Genomic DNA, 17,320 nt, shown 5'->3' on the forward strand with positions numbered 1-17,320 from the left:
CTGTGTGCCATGGCGCAGGCCAGGCTGTGGGCGAAGGCACCGGAGGCCCACGCTCCATTCGTCCGGACCTCCAACTGCCGCCCGCACGCGACTTCCCACGCAGGCCACGGCCGCCACCTCATCAGGAACCCAAGCCGCGACCCCGGAAATCCACCGGTAACAGCCCGAGTTCCCAGTGAAGTATCTTCAGAAATCCTGAACCCATGGAAATCGAAGGACCAAGGTATCGTCACTCCGTGACGATACAATCGGCCAAGATGGCTGGAACTGGTCGGGTCAGCGCAGGAGGTGAGCGGGCCGATGGGATGGGTGACCATGATCGGCCCGTCCGACGAACAGGTTGAGTACCGCCTCACGGGGGGCCACGGCTGCGGAAAGTCGATCACCGTCGACGCCTCTCCCCTCGTCGCCGCCATCGAGGCCAAGGCCGAAGCAGCGGGTGCCCCCGTCGCTTCTCTGCTCGGCTCCCGTGAGGCCAAGCGAGCCTTCTTCCGCGCCCGCGGACTCATCCGCAGCACGGGCACGGCGCGCTTCACCGGGTTGGACGCTATCGAAGTCGCCGCCGCAGCCGGAATCAACGCCAGCGACCTGTACGACGAACAGGCCCTTCCCCAACCTGCCGCCGACGGACAGGTGGACTACCACCTGGACGCCAGTGAACGCCCCCTGGTGTGGATCGGCAACGGTCTCAATGAGTTCGACATCACCCCCGGCAGCGTCCTCGCCCCCGAGCACTTCCGGGCCGCCCGACGCCTCATGCACGGTGAGGACCCCTGGACCGGGCGGACCCTCGTGGAACCCAAGCTCGCCATCGCGCCGGCCGCGAAGCTCCCTGCCGCCCCACTGGTTCGTGCCATCCGCCGCGCCGCCGCCGAACGCAGCGTGAACCCGGCGACCCTGCTGGACTCCAAGCGGAAGCAGGACGCCTTCCGCAGGATGGAGAGTCAGATCAAGCGGTTCGGGGAGTCTCACCGCGTCCCCGCCTCCACCCTGCTCAAGCTCGCCGACGCAGTCGGTATCGACGCCGTCGACCTGTACGGCGAGGACGTCTTGGAGAAGTGCGTGACCGCCGAGACGGGCGGCCACTTGGACGCCCGCGCACTCCTACGCGGCGTAGAGGCCCGCGCCGCCGAAACCGGGCAGCAGCCCGCCGACCTGTTCACTGCTGTGTCCATGAAGCGTCGGTACGCCCAGACCGCGGGCGAAGGCGAACGTCGACTGCGGGACCTGCCCATGGACGTCCGCGAAGCCGTCGCCATGGCCACGGCGGCAGGACTTGCGCCCGAGGACGTGTGGGACGCCGAGGAGATCAAGGCAGCCCTCCTCGAAGGGCACGTGCAGGTCGGCAACTTCGGCGCCGACGTCACCTTGGACCTCGCGAAGTCCAAGAGCGCGTTCCTTGCCTACGCACCCGAAGAGATAGCCGCCCAGGTAGAGGGCATCTACACGTCCGCCGGCCGCGAGTCCATCAGCGCTTTGGAGCGGTGGACCGCGTACGGCATGCGCGGTCGCCACGGTGACGGTGACGAGGCGGAGACTGTGGCGACGAGCGGGTTCTCCGGCTGGATGATGGTGCACCGCGCAGCCCGGCCCGTGGACGGCGCGCCGTACGGCGACCCCCACTTTCACCTGCACTTCACCCTGGCCAACATGGTCAAGGGCGCCGACGGTAAGTGGTCCACCATGGCCAGCGGGGGGCGCGACCTGCACAGGCACACTCGCGCGACCCAGGCACTCATGAATGCCCGCATACGCAGGGGGCTGACCGATGAGTTCGGAATCAGCTTCCGCTGCGAAGAGCGGACTGGCGCGTGGGAGATCGCGGCGATCCCCGAGGCCACGATCCGCCTCTTCAGCAAGCGCGACAGCCAGGTCCGAGACCTGCTGGCCAAACTGGGCATCGACTACGACAGCGCCACGACCCGTGAACGCACCGCCGCTTCCACCGCGTCCAAGGCCGCGAAGAACGGAGAGGCCGCCGGAGTCGCAGACGATGTCCTGCGCGCCTACTGGCAGGCCGAAGGCCGGGCCGCGGGTGACGACCCCGACGCCATCGCGGCCAGCGCGATGGAGCAGGACCGAGTGGAGCAGAACCCCGGCCTGGACGAGCTGTGCACCGTGGTGTTCGACCCGAAGACCGGCCTGACCAGCCACAGCAAGGACTTCACCCACGCCGCCGCCATCGCGGCCGTCCTGGACTCCCTCCCGTACGGAGTCGCAGATGCCGAGGAGGCCGAACAGCTCACCAACTCCGTACTTCGGCAAGCGGGGTACGCGGTCAAACTGAACCCCAAGGGTGCTCAGCACTTCGCCCACGCCGATCGCTACACGACGGCGGACGTAGTGGCCGCGGAAACGCTCATCGTCTCCGAGACCACGAGCCGTCTCAACGAGCAGGCCGCCGTCGTCAGCCGCGACACGGTCGACATGACCCTGTCCACCGTCGAAGCCCAGCACGGCGGCAGCTTCACCTTCTCTGACGAGCAGCGTGCGGTGCTCGAACGGCTATTGACCGCAGGACACGGAATCGACGCCGTGGTGGGCATCGCCGGATCGGGCAAGACGACGATCATGGAGACCGCCCGGCAGGGGTGGGAGGCCCACGGACTCGTCATCGCCGGAGCGAGCACGGCCGCCGTCGCCGCCGCGAACCTCAAGGCCGAAGCGGGCATCGAATCCCGCACCCTCGCGTCCTGGCTCACCGGCATCCGCACCGGCGGCGCCGGCCTCAACGGCGTTGACGTGCTGGTCGTGGACGAAGCAGCAATGTGCGACGACCGCGACATCGCTGAACTCCTCACCCACGCCGCGAAGACCGGCACGAAGGTCGTCGGTATCGGTGACCCCCGGCAGCTGCACTCGCCCGGCATCGGCGGCAGCTTCGCCGCCATCCACCACATCGTTGGCGGCCTCACTCTCAATCAGAACTTCCGGCAGAAGGACATGGTCGAGCGTCGCGCACTGGAGCTGTGGCGCGACGACCAACGCGTTGAAGCCCTCCGCGCCTTCGCCGGCACCGGCCGCGTTCACGCCCTCGCGGACAAGGACGCGACCCTCGCCGCGATGCTCACCGTCTGGGCCGACAAACGCGCCGCGCACACCGACGACCACACCGCCGTGAAGCAACTCCTCATGCTCGCCGCCACCAACGAGATCGTGGAGGAACTGAATCTTGGGGCTCGCGCCGTACGGAAGGCGAGCGGCGACATCACCGGCCCGGAATACATCTACGCGCTGCCGGGCGGCGGCGAACTGATGCTGTCCATCGGTGACCAGGTCCTTCTTCGGGTCAACGACTACCGGGGCAAGCGGAGCCGTGGCGGGCACGAAGACGTGCTGAACGGCTACCGCGGAATTGTTCGCGCCGTCGACTCCGAGCGTCGGGTCCTTGTCGAGTGGCGGGAGAAGACCGGGGACGGCCACCGTGACGTTGCCGAATGGGTCGACGCCGACTACATCGCACAGGGCGGGCTCAGCCTCGGATACGCGATCACCGGCCACAAGTCGCAGGGCCTCAGCATCGAAGAGGCCCTGGTCTACGGACCCGGCGCACAAGCGAACGCGCTCTACACGATGATGAGCCGCGACAAGAAGGAGTCCCACCTCTTCCTGCCACTCTCCGTCTACGAAACCGACGCCGACCGCGCCCGCAGCGGCGACGCACTCACCGAGCAGGAACAGCTTGACCGCGCCGTCGCCGGTCTCATCCGCGAGATTGAGAACGGCACCGAGGAACGCATGATCCTCACCGAACTCCCGAAGAACGCGGTGCCCGCCCACGTTCGTCAGGCCGTAGCAGATCTGCCGACCCCGCGCGCTCCCGCCACCGGGGAACCGCACGAGACGGACGGTCCCGAGGACACGTTGGAGCCTGGGGACCGGCGGACCCCGGCCACGCCTCCGGAATCCACGCCGACGGCTGACCGTCCCTACGCTCACCTCAGTAACGCGGCTCTGCGCGACGCCACGCGCAAAGCAGCCGCGGCTGCCCCTGCCACCAGGTCAGCGGCAGAGAAGGCAGAAGCCGCCGCCGAGCGGACCGAACAGCAGGCCGCCGCTGGAACGGGGTCGAACGTCCTCGCGGTCAACCGTCGACACCAGGGCGTTGCCGACCGTGGCGGGGCAATCCGTGAAGTCCGAGCGCTGAACATCACGATCGCAGGGCGCACTGCCCAACTGCACGACGGAGAGGCACATATACAAGGACTCGAACAGCAGCTGGCCGCGACGGGCCGCTTCGGGCGTCCGGTACTCCGTGGGGACGAGCGGGCTGCGGCCGAGGCGGATCGTGAGGAACTGCTTCGTACGTGCCAGGAGGCCGGGAGGGAGCTGGAGCAACTGAACACGCGGCTTCGCCAGGTTGCCCAGCAGGCCGGACCAGTCGCTGAGTACGAGGATGTGCTCACCTTGGCGGAACTGCCTGAGCGGGAGATGCGCGCCCTTCTACGACGTGCCCAGGAACGGGATAACGAACGTGCTCAGCAGCTACGCGCTGAGGCGGTCGGCGCTCGCAGTACTGCCCGAGGTTCCGCATACCGCGAGGCTGGTCTTCGAGCCGAGATGTCCGCGCGGACCCGGCCGAACGCACAACGGCCCGATGACGAAGAGCCAACGTCTGTCTCGCTTCGGCCTGTGTCTCCGTACGCGGTCAATACCGTCCCGGACGCCCAGCAGCCGTATGACGGCCCGGATGCACCTCCGGCAGAGCCGCTGCCGTAGCTGCCGCGGGTGTTCTCCCTCAGAAAGGTGGGGGTTCTTCCCTTCGGTCGCGTTGTGATGAGGGAGAGCGCACGACGCCAGAGTGTGAGCCGTGCGCCTCCTTCCACCAGGCGCACTCGTCACTGAGCGGCGGCACCCTCAACCGCGCTCAGGTCCCGGGCGACGATGCCCTCCATATGAGTCGCGAAGACCGCTTCGGCGTCGGGGTTCATCCGCAGAAGGGCGACCATGCCCGTGACGATTACGTCGCAGACCTCGGCTTCAACGTCCGTCCAGCTGTGGGAGTGGCCTTTGCGAGGGTTCTGTCCCGTGGCACCGATCACGGCCTCGGCTACCTCGCCGGCCTCTTCTTGGATCTTCAGCAGTTGCAGGAGAATGCGTTGTTCGCGAGGGAGTGTGGAGTGGTCTTCCAGGCGGCCGGCAAGGCGGGCAATGGTCTGCCAGGTCTCGGTCATGTGTGTCTCGATTCGTCTCGTACGGGTGGATTTCAAGCGGTCGGGAACGTGATTTCTACTGCGGCGTGATCAGTGAGCGACGGCTGTCTACCGGTCTTTGGCCAGGGCCACGAGTTCGGCGAACAGTCCGCCGGCGTGGGCCAGGTCGTCGTATCCGCCCTGTTCGATCACTCGGCCGTCCTGCATGACGAGAATGCGGTCTGCGAGGCGGGTGTTCTCTAGCTGGTGGGTGACGACGATCGTCATGCGCTCAGCGGCGATGCGCTTGATCTCCAGGAAAATTTGGTGCTCACCCCGTGGGTCCATCTGAGAGGTCGGCTCATCCAAGATCAACAGCGGGGTCCTGCGGTACAGGGCCCTGGCGCACACGAGGCGCTGCCACTGTCCTCCGGACAGCTCGGCGCCGCCGAACAGCTCGCGAGCGAGCAGAGTGTCGAGCTGTTTGGGCAGCTTCTCGACCTCTTCTCGCATCCCGACCGCGTCGACCGCTGCCCACACAAGATCGTCATCGAAGGTCTTGGGCTGCCCAAGGGTGACGTTCTCGCGGACGCGCAGCGGCCAGCAGGCGAAGTTCTGGGGGACGAGTGAGGTCCGCGACCATACGGAGTCGGGATCGGCGTCGGCCAGGTCCGCGCCGTCCCACCGGACTCGGCCCTTGTCGGCGAGCAGGATTCCGGTGATCAGTTTGGCGAGGGTCGATTTGCCGGAGCCGTTCTCGCCGACGATGGCCAGGATTTCGCCCCGGCGCAGGGTGAGTGAGACGCCGTCGACGGCGGGTTCGTCCTTGCCGGGGTACTGGTACACGACCTCATCGAGGCGGATCTCCTCCACCTGTTCGGGAACGCTCAGTTCACCGCGTTTGGGGGCTCGTTCGGCGGCGGTGTCGAGGAAGGACTGCATGTCTGCGAGGTAGAGCGAGGTGTGGAACAGGGCGGCGCCGTAGATGACGAACTGCGACAGTGCGGCCAGGGTGGTCTGGACGGCGACCACGGCGGTGGCCGCGATCGGGAGTGCGACGCGGCCGGTGGTGGCCAGCCAGGCGAGGGTGGCCCAGGTGCCGAGGAGGAACACACCGCCCAGCGCGCTGGTCGCAAGGACGATGCGGAGCATGCGCGGGGCTGCGGTGAGGGTGCGCTCGTCGATGCGCTCGGACAGGGCGCGGTACCAGTAGATGAGGTAGCCGGTCATCCCGTTGGCGCGGACTTCGTCGCCGTATCGGGAGTACGTGGCCCACCAGCGCATCGTGCCGCGAACGTTGCGGTCACCGACGTTGGCGTAATGCGTCTCGTAGTCCACGCGCGCGGACAGGACGGCCCCCATGCCGGCCGGGAGTACCGCGAGCAGCAGGAGGGGCAGCATCATCCAGTGCAGCGCCGTGATGACGCCGCCCGCGGCGATCATGCGTACCAGGGAGGCCATGAATCGCTGAGCGTCCTGGACCAGCATCCGGGTGCGTGTGACGCCGACCTCGGCTGCCTCCTGCCGGTCGGAGAACCCGTCCTCCCCGTAGGTGGCGGCTTCGACCCGGCACACCGCGGAGACGAGGTCGACGTCCGCCTCCGTCATCAGGAGCGGTGTGATCCTCCCGTCGGCGTAGGAGGACAGGGCGCTGCTGATGCGGCCCACGCCCGCTGCCGTCGTGACGACGATGAGCGCGGGCAGAGCGGCGTGCAGGCGTTCGGATACCGGGCCGGTTCCGAGGAGGTGGGTCATGGCTTTCGCGGTGAACGCGAGGAGCAGGGTGGCCGAGGCTCCGGTGAGGGCTTGGCAGGCGAGCAGCAGTACGACGGCGGTCCGGTCCACGGCCCATGCCAGGCGGGCGGTGTGTCTCAGTACGGAGGGAAGCCGGCCGCACATCTTCGTGAAACTGGCTTCTGCCAGGGGGTTCTTGGCGTACTGCCCCTCGAAGGAGAGGTCGGCCGGAGGAGGCGGGGGCGGCATCTCCGCGTGTGCAGTCGAGGCGTCATTCACAGTCACCCTGCATCCCTCCTGGAGGTTGGTGCCGAACCTGGAGGGCTCGGCAGTGCACGGCATAACGACGCTGCGGCGGATTCGAACGTGCTCGATTCCGGACGTGCTTGGCCCCTTGAACCGCAAGGGGTCGAACAGGTAATCGCCGTGCTGGGGCCGTCGTGAGGTGCTGGTGGTTGGCCGAAACGCCGGTGCCCGGGACGCATGGGGCGTCTGGGTTTCCGGCGGCCCGGCTCGGCAGGCGACGGCGCGAGCGTCGTGACAGGCCGGTCGCCGAGCAGAGCAGTGGAGGAGATCCGGGACTGGCGCGTGGCCCACCGCCGCCCCGGACTCCCGTCATTCCTGGATGAGCCCTGGAGGGGCGGAGGAGCGTATGAGGCCGCCTTCGATGTAGGCGGTCTCGCCGGTGGCGAGGGCTTGGAGCCCGACGAGGATTCGTAGCCGTCCGTGCTCATGGAGGTCATCGATGACGCGCACCGTGGGCAGGACGCGAATGACTGCCCTGGGGTCGCGGTAGTTCAGGCGCCCGACGGTCTCTCGGGGAATCGAAGCTGTCGCCAGTACGTACGTGATGATCTTCCTGCGGCGCGTCTGGACCCAGGCCAGGGCGACACGTCGCAGCGCCGGCAGGCCGCCCGGAGCGCCGCGAAGGATCTGGTGGGCGGCCTGCTCGGGGGTCTGTCCCTCGTGCACGGGCCCGCTGGGCATCATGACGCCTCCGAGGAGGTCGGCGACCACCAGCGCATCCGCTCCTACGGGGACGAGCAGAGACACTCCGGTGATCGGGGGCCGCCAGTTCTCGTATGGAGCTGAACTGCGCTCGGCGCGTGTAACGGGCGTCGTCTGCGGGGGCATCAGGGCTTGCCCGTCACGGCGGCCACGATCTGGTGGAGGTGCTGTGGCCGGCTGGTGCTGGGGATGGGGGCGACGTGGTCGCCGAGGCTGAGCAGCCAGTGCAGTGGGGCGAGGATTCCGTGCTCGCGGGCGAGGGCGCCGGCATCGAGGGGGCGGTACGGGACGTAGGGGATGCCCCGGTCACGGCAGAGTTCCAGGGCAGGGTCGTGTCGGTCGCTCATGTTGAGGACGTTCTGCACGGCCGCGACTGTGACCTCTTTGCCCGCCAGGCGGATGTCCTCGGGAGTGACCTTGGACAGGCCGATGTGGGCGATCTTGCCCTCGTCCTGCAGAGCCTTCAGAACGGCGAGCTGGTCAGTCAGTGCAACCTCGGGGTCGATGCGGTGGAGGTAGCAGAGGTCCAGCCGTTCGACACCGAGACGGCGCAGGCTTGCCTCGACGCAGGCCCGGAGGTACGCGGGGTGGCCGTGCGGGGCCCAGACGTTGGGGGCCGGGCGGAGCATGCCGACTTTCGTTGCGATCAGCACGTCATCCGGGTACGGGTACAGGGCTTCGCGGATCAGGTTCTCGACGGTGTGGGGGCCGTAGGCGTCCGCCGTGTCGATGTGGGTGATGCCGTGTGTGTGGACGGCTTGGCGGAGAACGCTGAGCGCGGTGTCGCGGTCGATGGGGTCGCCCCAGGTGCCGGGGCCGGTCAGGCGCATCGTGCCGAACCCGAGGCGGGAGACGGTCTTCCCGGCGATTTCGATCTGGCCCGCAGGCCGTGCGGTACTCATACGGCGGCCTCCTTGAGGCACAGTTCGAGTGCCCGGGTGACGGCGTGCGCCTGGCTTTCGGGGGCGCTGGTCACGCGCAGGTGGGGAATCTCTTCACCGGTGAGGAGGGCGTGGGTGTGCTGGTCGACCAGCGCCCGGTAGCGGGGGTCGTAGTCGTGCTTCTTCTCGACCGGCACCGTCGGGTCGAGGACCGTCGCCAAGAGCAGGTCGTACTTCGGGAGCTGCGTCGAGGCGAGCAACAGCAGTCGGTTCCGCTCCAGGCGGTGGATCTGCTCGCCGCGGAACTCCAGAGCGGCGTTGAGATAGGAGATGGCGTCATGAGGGGCGCGGTCCGCGAGGATGACGTCCGCGCCCTGGGCCGCGGCAGCAATCTCGTCCGCGATGCCCTGCGTGATGATCCACTCGGTGGACGCGGCAGTGTGGTGCTGCATCTTGGGCAGCCCGTTGAGGGCCGCGCGCTTCCCGATGCGTCCGGTGCGTACCGGGGTGGCGCCGTTGGCGCGCAACTCCATCTCTATGCGCTTGAGCAGCATGGTCTTGCCGGTGGAGTGAGCACCGAGTACGCCGATACGGACGGGCGAAGTCTTCGTCACCACAGGGTTGGGTCCTCTTCTGGAATGGGGGCACCGGGCAGGCCGGGCGGCACGGCCGCAGCGACGAGCTGGTCCCAGGTGTCGTAGTGGGCGGCCATGGCGATGAGGATCTGCGCCGTGGCGTAGGCGTCGTACGTGGCGCGGTGACGCTGCGCGGGGGCCGCGCTCAGGTCCGGCTTGACGTGCTTGATCAGGGCGTCGAGGGAGTACTTCGCCAGGCCGGGATAGGTGGCCTTGGCGAGGCGGAGCGTGTCGAGGACTCCGGCCGGCTCCCATTGCGGCAGGTGCGCCTTCAGGACCCGGTAGTCGACGTGGGCATTGTGGGCGCAGATCCACGAGGCGCCCAGGAGCGTGTGGACTTGCTCGGCGATCTCTTCCCAGCCCGGCTCGGCAGCCAGCCGCTGGTTGGTCAGGCCGTGGACGCGAGCGGCGAACGGGGTGACCGGGTGGCGGGGCTTGGTCAGCCACGCACCCGCGGTGCCCGTGTCAGCCCGCCCCTCGCGTACGGGGAGGGCGGCGACCTCCACCAGGTCGGGCGGGTTGGCGCCGTTGCCCTCGACGTCCACAACGAGGAGCGAGGGCCAGGAGGTGAAGTTCATGCGGTTCTTCCGTTCCCCGCCTTCCAGCCGATGGGGGCTCGGCCGTGCTGACGGTGGTGGTGCGGCTTGGCTCGGTCGTGGCACTGGTAGCCGAAGCCGTGCTGGAGGTAGTAGCGCGGCGGCTCATCCAGTCCCTCCACGACGATGGCACGGCCGTTGACCTCGATTTCGCCCGTCGCGCCGAGAGCACGGGCTTCTTGCGTGACGGCCGTGAGTTCCGGCTTGACCCACGCTGCGTGACACCGCGCGATCTGGTCCTCGGGGCAGATGTCGCACAGTTCGCGCACCCCGTAGTGGCCGTTGTAGTCGGCCTCACCGTGCGCGTAGGCGACACCGCAGCTCGTCTTGCGGAACAGGGCTCCCCAGGAGCCCTGTTGGAAAGCGGCGAGTATCCGCTCCTCGGCCGCCTCGGGCATGATCTTCCGCCGGGCCGTCTCGTCATACGGCATCGGCAGACCGTGAGCCTCGTAGTACGAGGCGATCTCCTCGCGGAAGAACAGTCCGGTGAACACGGTGGCGTGCGCGTGCTGCGACAGCTCGCGGGCCCGCTCGATATCGGCGTCGGAGTCGTTGAGTCCGGGCACGATCGGCCGCCAGTACAGAACCGTCCGGTATCTCTCGGCGTGCTCGTACAGGGTGCGCAGGCTCTGCGCGGCGATGTTGGAATCCACGGGCTCGATGGCGGGGTTCGCGATGTTGGAGTGCGTGACCAGCACGGTCAGGCGCAGGTGCTTGAAGGAGTTGAGGACCGCGCAGTCCTCGGGACTCACCCTCCAGCGGGTGATGATCAGGACGTGGTTCGTCAGGCCCTGCTCGTCCAGGCATCGCAGTACGTTGACCACGTGCGGCTTGACGATGGGCAGCATGGGGTCGGTGGCCCGGTTCAGCAGCTGGATGGGCGTCTTGTGCGCCCGGAAGTACGGGTGGCCGAACAGTCGGGTGACGGCCTCCTCGTCGCTCATCAGACGGCGTGGGACCTTCATCTCGAAGTTGTCGAAGAGGTGGCGGACGCAGTACCCGCACTCCAGCGGGCAGCCCACGATCCAGTTCAGCGACAGTCCCGATTTGCGGTACTCGATCACGTCGGCCAGCTCCGGCTTCAGAGCGCCGATCTTGTCGGCCGACAGAATCGGCAGAGCGCGGCGCGGAGCGGCTGTGGGCACGTTCATGGGGTCCTCCGGACGCAGGGAAAGGGATCAGACATCTGCGGATCGGCCTGCAACGGGCCCTGGGGCACGAGGAGTTCGTGGCGGGCGGCGCCGAACCAGGTACCGAAGTCCCGCCGCGCTGCACCGGGGCCGTCCGAGGTGTGCACCAGGTTCCGGACGAGGCGCATCTCCGCGAGCGCGGCGTCGAGGCTGTCGTCACCGAGATCACCGCGGATCGTGCCGGCGGCGGCGTGCGTCGGGTCGAAATGCCCGAGGAGCTGCCTCAGCCGCTCATGGAAGCCCAACTCGCCGTGGGCCAGGGCGACGACGACGGTCTTGTTCGCGTACATCGCGTCCAGGCAGGCGGGGATGTCACGGTCGGGGAACCAGTCGGCGTCTACGAGCAGGTCCCAGTAGTGGACGTGGGCCTGCCACGATTCCACCGTGATGTCGCGCCGGCCCGTGACGGCGATCCCGGCGGCCTCGATCCGCTCCAGGACCGCGTCCACCATGTTCCGCTCGACGGCGTCCGGCTTGCACAGGATGACCGAGCAGCGCGCGAAGTCGGGCAGCGTGCGGCCGGCCCTGAACCAGGCGCCGAACTCCCTTCGGGCGGCGGCCGGGTCGTCGCTGGTGTGTACGAGGTTCCGCACGAGGCGCTGCTCAGCGAGCGCGCGGGTCATGCTGTCGTCGCCAAGATCCCGGCGGATTGTCCCGGGGACTGCATGGGCGGGATCGGTGCGGCCGATCAGCTGTCGCAGGCGCGCGTGCACGCCAGGTTCACCATGTGCGAGAGCGACGACAACGGGCTGGCCCGCATACGCGGCGTCAATCCGCTCGGGCAGCAGCGGGCGGGAAGCCCTGCTGGTGTCGGTGAGGAGATCCCGATAGACGACGTGTGCCTGCCACGCCTGAGCGGTGACATCGCGGCGGCCGGTGACGACAACTCCCGTCGCAGCGATCCGCTCCAGCACCGTGTCCACCAGGCCCCGCGCCACGGCGTCCGGCTTGCACAAGATCACCGCCCACCGGTCGAAGTCGATCCCCTCCACGACGGTGCCGCTCGGCGGCTTCCGGCTCACAGCTCGCCCCCGGGGGTCGCGCAGGCCACCCATTTGTGACCGACGAGCCAGCGCAGACCCGGGTGCAGCGCATCGATCACATCGCTGCTGACCGTGTCACTGGGGTCGTGCACGAGCTGCCGGTAGATCTCGAACAGCAGGATGGCCTGCTGCCAGTACGCATCCACGTCGAGGCCCACGACGTCGTCCGCGCTGTACTGCACCTTGTTCGTCCGCAGCAGCTCCTCATGTCCCAGGACCCGCGTGATGGTCGCCGCAGTGGTCTCCTGCGACATCGCCGGGAACGGGAAGTGCTGCGGGCTGCGCCGTACATCGGCTTCGGCCAGCACCTTCCTGACCCGGTCCGTGTTGCGGTCGTTGACGTGCGCCGATCCGATGAAGTGCGTATACGTCCCCAGCTCCAGACCGAGCTGCACAGCCGCGTACTCCTGAATCATGGTGAAGCTGAAGACGTCGCTGAGCAGACCGCAGTCCAGGTCGTTCGCGCGCATCTGGCACACCATGTGCAACCGTCCTCCACGCACGAGGAGGTGTAACCCGGCCAGGCACGCCATGTCGACGTTGTCGCTCACGGCCAGCTCGGCTGCGGAGAAGACCGGGACGTAACCGCGCTTGCTGTCGACCTCCGTGCGAAGCAGCTCCAGGACCCGGTCGAACGGTGCGACGGTGTCACCGTCCGCTGGGTCGAAGAGGGTGTAGCCGTAGGCGGATCCGCCGAGGCTGATTCCGTCGGCGGAGCTGGAGCGCATCGATGGCGCGTAGTAGCCGATCATTTCCAGGTCTCGGCGGCCGGCCAGGTACCAGAGAGCTTCGGCGAACTGGAAGATCGGGTTGGCCTTGCGCGTCGCCAGGTAGGGGAGCCTCTGGCGAGGGTCGGGCAGCCGGAAGCCGACGCCGATCACTTCGTGGGCTTCGTTTCCACGGGCGGCGATGTGGTGCTCGGAGTTGTTCGATACCAGTTGCAGCAGCGCCAGGTATGCGCCTTCAACGCTGCGGTAGGTCGGGGCAGTGAGCATGGCTCCTCCAAGGTCGGTGCACGGCCGCGGGCGCGGCTGGTGGGCATGCGCTGTGCTGCGGGCTGAGCGGTAGCGCGGGCGGGAGGCCGGGCTTCCCCGCCCGCCATTCGTCCGGCATCGGGCCTTGTTCCAGGTCCTGCACCGGGCCGTGTACTTGCCCGGCGGAACTGTGCGGGTCTAGGTCACGGTCGTGTAGATGGGGAGGCCGCGTTTCAACTCGGCCAGGGTCCCGGTCGCTCGGGCATGGAGTGCGGCGCGGACACGCAGGGCCTGATAGCCGGCGCAGTGCAGGTCGAGATGGGCGGGTGCGATCCACCGGTATTGGTCCAGCTCCGGTGGTTCGCCAGGCGGCAGGGCGATCGGAATGTCGCCCGGCGCCGTGCCGCAGTCGTAGACGAAGTTCAGCCCGGCGGCACGATGTGGACGTGGCGGCATCCAGTCCTTGACCAGGAGGCGCTGCGGGGTGACCAGCAAGCCGGTCTCCTCACGGACCTCCCGAATCGCCGCTTCCCAGTCCGGCTCGCCTTCGCCTGCTCCACCCCCAGGAAGCTGGAAGAAGCCCTTCGGATTGTCGTAGGTGGGACGGACCATCAGGATCCGTCCCACAGGGTCCTGGATGAGTCCGAGGCCGCCGATGCGGATAGGCGGCGGGGCAAGGGGGCTCGTGTCAGAGTGAGCCATGGACTCCCCCTCTCGCAGGCGCGCCGGCATCACTGTCCAGGAGCATGTCTAAGAGCGTGTGCGGCTCATAGCACTTGCGCGGAGGCCGTTTGGAGCGAAGGTGGCGAAGGTTCTCGAAGCAAGACATGGGCGGGTGGCTCTCTTGGTTGGTCGATAGCGATGGGCCGCCCTCAGCAGCCGGTGAGGGCGTCAGTACCGCGACGGGGACATGGAGACCTCCCTGATAGAACTGCTCAGGCTTCGCCGTGGCTGTGGTCATGCCGGTGCTCCCGCGAGCACGGGCCGGTGCGGCGCGATGATCTGGCCGTCGGCCAGGAGGCATCCCGTGTCATCGAAAACGATCACGCCATTGCAGAGCAGCGCCCAGCCCAAGACGCTGTCCCGGCCAAGTACCTCGGCTTGTTCCCGGTCGGGCGCCATCGCCGCGGGGCAGGGGGATTTGTGCCGACACATTTTGCTCGTCCTCTCTTCTCATGTCGTTTCGGAAAGGGCGGCCCTCGGCGGATACACAGAGCCGTGGGGGCCTGAGCGGCAGCGCGTGTGGGGGAGATTCCAGGGGTGGGAGGGGCCTCCCCCCACGGCTCTTCCGCTGCGGAGCCCTGTTGCAGGCCCTGCACCGGGTCGTGTACTCGCCCGCCGGACCGGACTCACGCACCGGACGGCGGACGAGCGGGGCCGGCCACTGACTCCGCCGCACGGAGAGCGCAGCCGGGGCGCGAAGCGCCTCCTCCTCCCACGCCGCTCAAGCTGGAAGGAGACCCCAGTCTGAGGTGGGTCAGTCGGCGGCCACGGCCATGTCCAATGCGTCGTCGTACGCGTCAGCAAGCACTTCGAAGACCTGTCGGCCGATCCGGTCGGCTGCCTCCGCCTCGCGCGTACTGCCGTACTGATTCCAGTACTGACGGCCGACTTCGTTGTCCATCAGCCGCTGTGCCTGAATGCGCAGCGCCCGCTTGGTGATCAGCCCCACGCGGTACCGCACGGACAGCATGCTGATCATCCGGTTGACCACGATGGCGCGCAGATGCTCCTCATCCGACAGCCCTCCTCCGGGCGGTGTCCAGACAGCTCGCAGCTCGGGGTTCGTGACCACTCCCGTGAGCCACACCTGATGGATCTCAGCAGCGTGCAGGGCGAGGCGCTGCCGGTGCTGCCTCTCGGACAGCACGAGGCCAGCAGCTGCGACTCCCGCAGCGGCGAGTACGGCGTGCGATGTCTTCATCCCGGGTTGCCTTCCGTAGTGGCGTCCTGCGAAGCGTGGAACGCGGTGCGCGCCTGCTCCTCGACCTGGGCGGTCGCGCGGACCAGGGCCCGATAGAGGCGGGCGAGGTTCTGGGCGCGGTGCGCGGCTGCCCGCCGGGTGACGTGCGGGGGCGGCATGTACAGGCGTCGGCTCGCCTCGCTGAGCGTGGCCTGAGCTCGCTGCCCGGCCGCGGAGTTGGCAGGGATGCTGAGGCACAGGGTGCACAGCGCGTCGGCTGCGATCCGTCCGAAGTCGGTCAGGTGCTCGACCATGCCCAAGGCGATCTCGGGCTCCGGCAGGCTCGGCCCATCCAGGTCCCAGCCGAGCACGGTGTCGACGAGCGGCAGGACCTCTGCCCGGTCGACGACCTCAACGGTGGTGGTGTTCACGCGGCCTCCCCAGACGAGGCGAGAAGCCCGGCGAGTTCCGCGGTGATCTTCAATTCGGGCAGCGCCCGCTCGATCCACCCGTACTGACCGGCCGGGTTGAGATCCACGAACCACCAGCAGCCCTCCGCATCGACCAGGAAATCAAGGGCCGCATAGTGAAGGCGGTAGTAGGTCAGCAAACGCGATACACCAGAACGCACCGCGCAGGGAACCGCGATCGGGGTGTAGGTCAGGGCCCCATAATCGGCGCGGTAATCAGACTTCGCTGCTGCGGAATGGGCGTCGATCCGCGCCCCGAAAAGTCTGCCTCCGACCGAGGTCACTCGCACCTCAAAGGCCTTGGGCACCCTCCGCTGGAGCTGGTGAGCGCATCCCGCGATGCTCTCGTCAAGGTCCTCTGATTCCAGCGGGGTTGTGTAGAAGACAGCCATCGAATCCGCATACTGAATGGCGGGTCCGGAGATCGATTTGCACATCAACCCGTCCTGCTGGCGCGAGAACCGACGGGCACCATCCAGATGGTTACCGATCCAGGTGGGCGGGACCGCGAGGCCGTGGCGAGGCCCCTGCACCAGGACGTCGGCCTTCGACTGCGCGGCGTGCGTGGCCACGGGGTGGTTCACGTGCAGGCAATCCGGCAGAGCGGCCAGGACGCCGGCTACACCCGCGGTCGCCTCACGGCCGGCCCACTGGACCTCCTCCTCCGTCATTCCGTCGCCCTCAGCGAAGCGAGCAGGCTGCGGGTGCCACCACCACACCGTTCGGATCTCATGCAGTCGGACGTGGTGATCGCGCACGCTGAGCATGCCGGTCCAGTCGGACGGGCCGACAGCGCTCAGCCGGACGTCGTGCGGGAAGTCAGCCAGGTCCAGACGGACCACCGCGGTACCGAGGCGCTCGATCTCAGGGATGACGAGGTCTGCCGTGACGTCTTCCTGAGTGGTGACAATGACGCAGGTGGGACTGGGCCCCTCTGGTGATAAAGACATGGAAGGTCTCCGTACATAGCAACGAGATCAAGAGAAACTGCTGGCCATCACCACAGGCCACTGGACCCGTCGTCCTTCTCACCCGGAATCCGGTCGATGTGCGACATCGTGACCGGCCAGGGCTCTTCGGCCGTACGGGAAGTGATCTGCCGGGCCGGGTCGAATTCCGGACCCGCCTCCCGGACGGAAAAGGGCTTCGGGGCGGTACACAGGGTCAGAGCGAGGGGCGGAGGCACAGAATCTCCTTGTTTCGAGCGACGGCCGGGTTTGTGAAATGGGCCAACGGAAAATGCGACACAGGAATGAGATGTGCGGGCGAAGTTGGCTACCACAAGCGACCGGAGATGTCCGTTTCGTTCGGGGACCCTCCCACGTCGGACATGGTGACGGGAAGGTCGTGCCCGGCCGGGCGGCGAGTCGTCTGGGAGGCGGGGTCAAAGGGCAGCGCGGAGTCTGAGATGGGGGTGGGCTTCGGGTCGGCACACAGGGTCAATGCGAAGGGCAAAAGCACGGGTTCTCCGTCAGTCGTGAGTGGGTGTGGGTGGTTGCCTCTCCGCCGCGATGCGGGCGTTCAACGGCGGAGAGGCAACCGGTCGATTGGGGCCTAGGGGATACGGCCGGGCAGTATGGCCAGAGAAAGCAGTGCAAGGCAGGCCAGAGGGAAAGCAGCGCACCCCAGCAAGTACGCCCGGGTGAAGCTCGGTTCGCGTTGCGACTTCGGCGGCGGGGCGCCGCTGAGAGCTCGGTGCCTCGCGAGGACGTGCCGCCCGAGGGCGAATAGGAATGCTGGCAGGACGCCGTACT

At 67.8% G+C, this 17,320-nt stretch carries 16 protein-coding genes; 1 reads left to right on the top strand and 15 read right to left on the bottom strand.

Translation table 11 applies throughout. The features are described 5' to 3' along the window. Positions 1 to 300 precede the first annotated feature (300 nt). Positions 301 to 4,719 (top strand): MobF family relaxase, encoded by a 4,419-nt coding sequence (gene mobF / locus OG285_RS25100; RefSeq protein ID WP_371792269.1) that lies wholly within the window; start codon positions 301 to 303, stop codon positions 4,717 to 4,719. 119 nt (positions 4,720 to 4,838) lie between these two features. On the opposite strand, the gene OG285_RS25105 is transcribed toward mobF, so the two are convergent. The 15 genes from OG285_RS25105 to OG285_RS25175 all read right to left on the bottom strand — a co-directional run bounded on the left by OG285_RS25105 (position 4,839) and on the right by OG285_RS25175 (position 16,752). Continuing rightward, complete coding sequence (locus OG285_RS25105; protein ID WP_371792270.1) at positions 4,839 to 5,174, bottom strand: MazG-like family protein; 336 nt, start codon at positions 5,172 to 5,174, stop codon at positions 4,839 to 4,841. 87 nt (positions 5,175 to 5,261) lie between these two features. Further along, on the bottom strand, positions 5,262 to 7,115 hold the full coding sequence (locus OG285_RS25110; RefSeq protein WP_371793610.1) for an ABC transporter ATP-binding protein: 1,854 nt from the start codon (positions 7,113 to 7,115) through the stop codon (positions 5,262 to 5,264). Between the two features lie 366 nt (positions 7,116 to 7,481). Then, a complete protein-coding gene (locus OG285_RS25115) occupies positions 7,482 to 7,919 on the bottom strand; it encodes a hypothetical protein (protein ID WP_371792271.1) in 438 nt (145 codons plus the stop codon). Between the two features lie 80 nt (positions 7,920 to 7,999). Beyond that, on the bottom strand, positions 8,000 to 8,776 hold the full coding sequence (locus tag OG285_RS25120) for an aldo/keto reductase (RefSeq protein WP_371792272.1): 777 nt from the start codon (positions 8,774 to 8,776) through the stop codon (positions 8,000 to 8,002). Beyond that, the gene (locus OG285_RS25125) at positions 8,773 to 9,369 is read right to left on the bottom strand and encodes an AAA family ATPase (RefSeq protein WP_371792273.1); all 597 of its coding nucleotides are present in this window, start codon (positions 9,367 to 9,369) and stop codon (positions 8,773 to 8,775) included. Before OG285_RS25125 ends, OG285_RS25120 begins: the two co-directional genes overlap by 4 nt. Then, positions 9,366 to 9,968 carry an exonuclease domain-containing protein gene (locus OG285_RS25130; protein WP_371792274.1) on the bottom strand — a complete coding sequence of 201 codons (603 nt, stop codon included), beginning with the start codon at positions 9,966 to 9,968 and terminating at the stop codon, positions 9,366 to 9,368. Before OG285_RS25130 ends, OG285_RS25125 begins: the two co-directional genes overlap by 4 nt. Further along, positions 9,965 to 11,137 carry a radical SAM protein gene (locus tag OG285_RS25135; protein ID WP_371792275.1) on the bottom strand — a complete coding sequence of 391 codons (1,173 nt, stop codon included), beginning with the start codon at positions 11,135 to 11,137 and terminating at the stop codon, positions 9,965 to 9,967. Before OG285_RS25135 ends, OG285_RS25130 begins: the two co-directional genes overlap by 4 nt. After that, on the bottom strand, positions 11,134 to 12,198 hold the full coding sequence (locus OG285_RS25140) for a nucleoside-diphosphate kinase (protein ID WP_371792276.1): 1,065 nt from the start codon (positions 12,196 to 12,198) through the stop codon (positions 11,134 to 11,136). The genes OG285_RS25135 and OG285_RS25140 overlap by 4 nt, the downstream gene beginning before the upstream one ends. Next, positions 12,195 to 13,214, bottom strand: a complete 1,020-nt coding sequence (locus OG285_RS25145) for a thymidylate synthase (RefSeq protein ID WP_371792277.1) — start codon at positions 13,212 to 13,214, stop codon at positions 12,195 to 12,197. The genes OG285_RS25140 and OG285_RS25145 overlap by 4 nt, the downstream gene beginning before the upstream one ends. Positions 13,215 to 13,391: 177 nt before the next feature. Continuing rightward, entirely contained in the window at positions 13,392 to 13,925 is a 534-nt protein-coding gene (locus OG285_RS25150) for an NUDIX domain-containing protein (RefSeq protein ID WP_371792278.1), read from the bottom strand. 225 nt (positions 13,926 to 14,150) lie between these two features. Further along, positions 14,151 to 14,348: a DUF5999 family protein gene (locus tag OG285_RS25155; protein ID WP_371792279.1), complete on the bottom strand. Its 198-nt coding sequence runs from the start codon at positions 14,346 to 14,348 to the stop codon at positions 14,151 to 14,153. Between the two features lie 322 nt (positions 14,349 to 14,670). Continuing rightward, complete coding sequence (locus tag OG285_RS25160) at positions 14,671 to 15,117, bottom strand: DUF6082 family protein (protein ID WP_371792280.1); 447 nt, start codon at positions 15,115 to 15,117, stop codon at positions 14,671 to 14,673. Further along, positions 15,114 to 15,527: a DUF6415 family natural product biosynthesis protein gene (locus OG285_RS25165; RefSeq protein WP_371792281.1), complete on the bottom strand. Its 414-nt coding sequence runs from the start codon at positions 15,525 to 15,527 to the stop codon at positions 15,114 to 15,116. Before OG285_RS25165 ends, OG285_RS25160 begins: the two co-directional genes overlap by 4 nt. Then, the gene (locus tag OG285_RS25170; RefSeq protein WP_371792282.1) at positions 15,524 to 16,516 is read right to left on the bottom strand and encodes an MvdC/MvdD family ATP grasp protein; all 993 of its coding nucleotides are present in this window, start codon (positions 16,514 to 16,516) and stop codon (positions 15,524 to 15,526) included. The genes OG285_RS25165 and OG285_RS25170 overlap by 4 nt, the downstream gene beginning before the upstream one ends. 47 nt (positions 16,517 to 16,563) lie before the next feature. Beyond that, positions 16,564 to 16,752: a hypothetical protein gene (locus tag OG285_RS25175; RefSeq protein ID WP_371792283.1), complete on the bottom strand. Its 189-nt coding sequence runs from the start codon at positions 16,750 to 16,752 to the stop codon at positions 16,564 to 16,566. Between the last annotated feature and the right edge of the window lie 568 nt (positions 16,753 to 17,320).

The sequence above is a fragment of the Streptomyces sp. NBC_01471 genome, assembly GCF_041438865.1.
Taxonomy (GTDB): Bacteria; Actinomycetota; Actinomycetes; order Streptomycetales; family Streptomycetaceae; genus Streptomyces.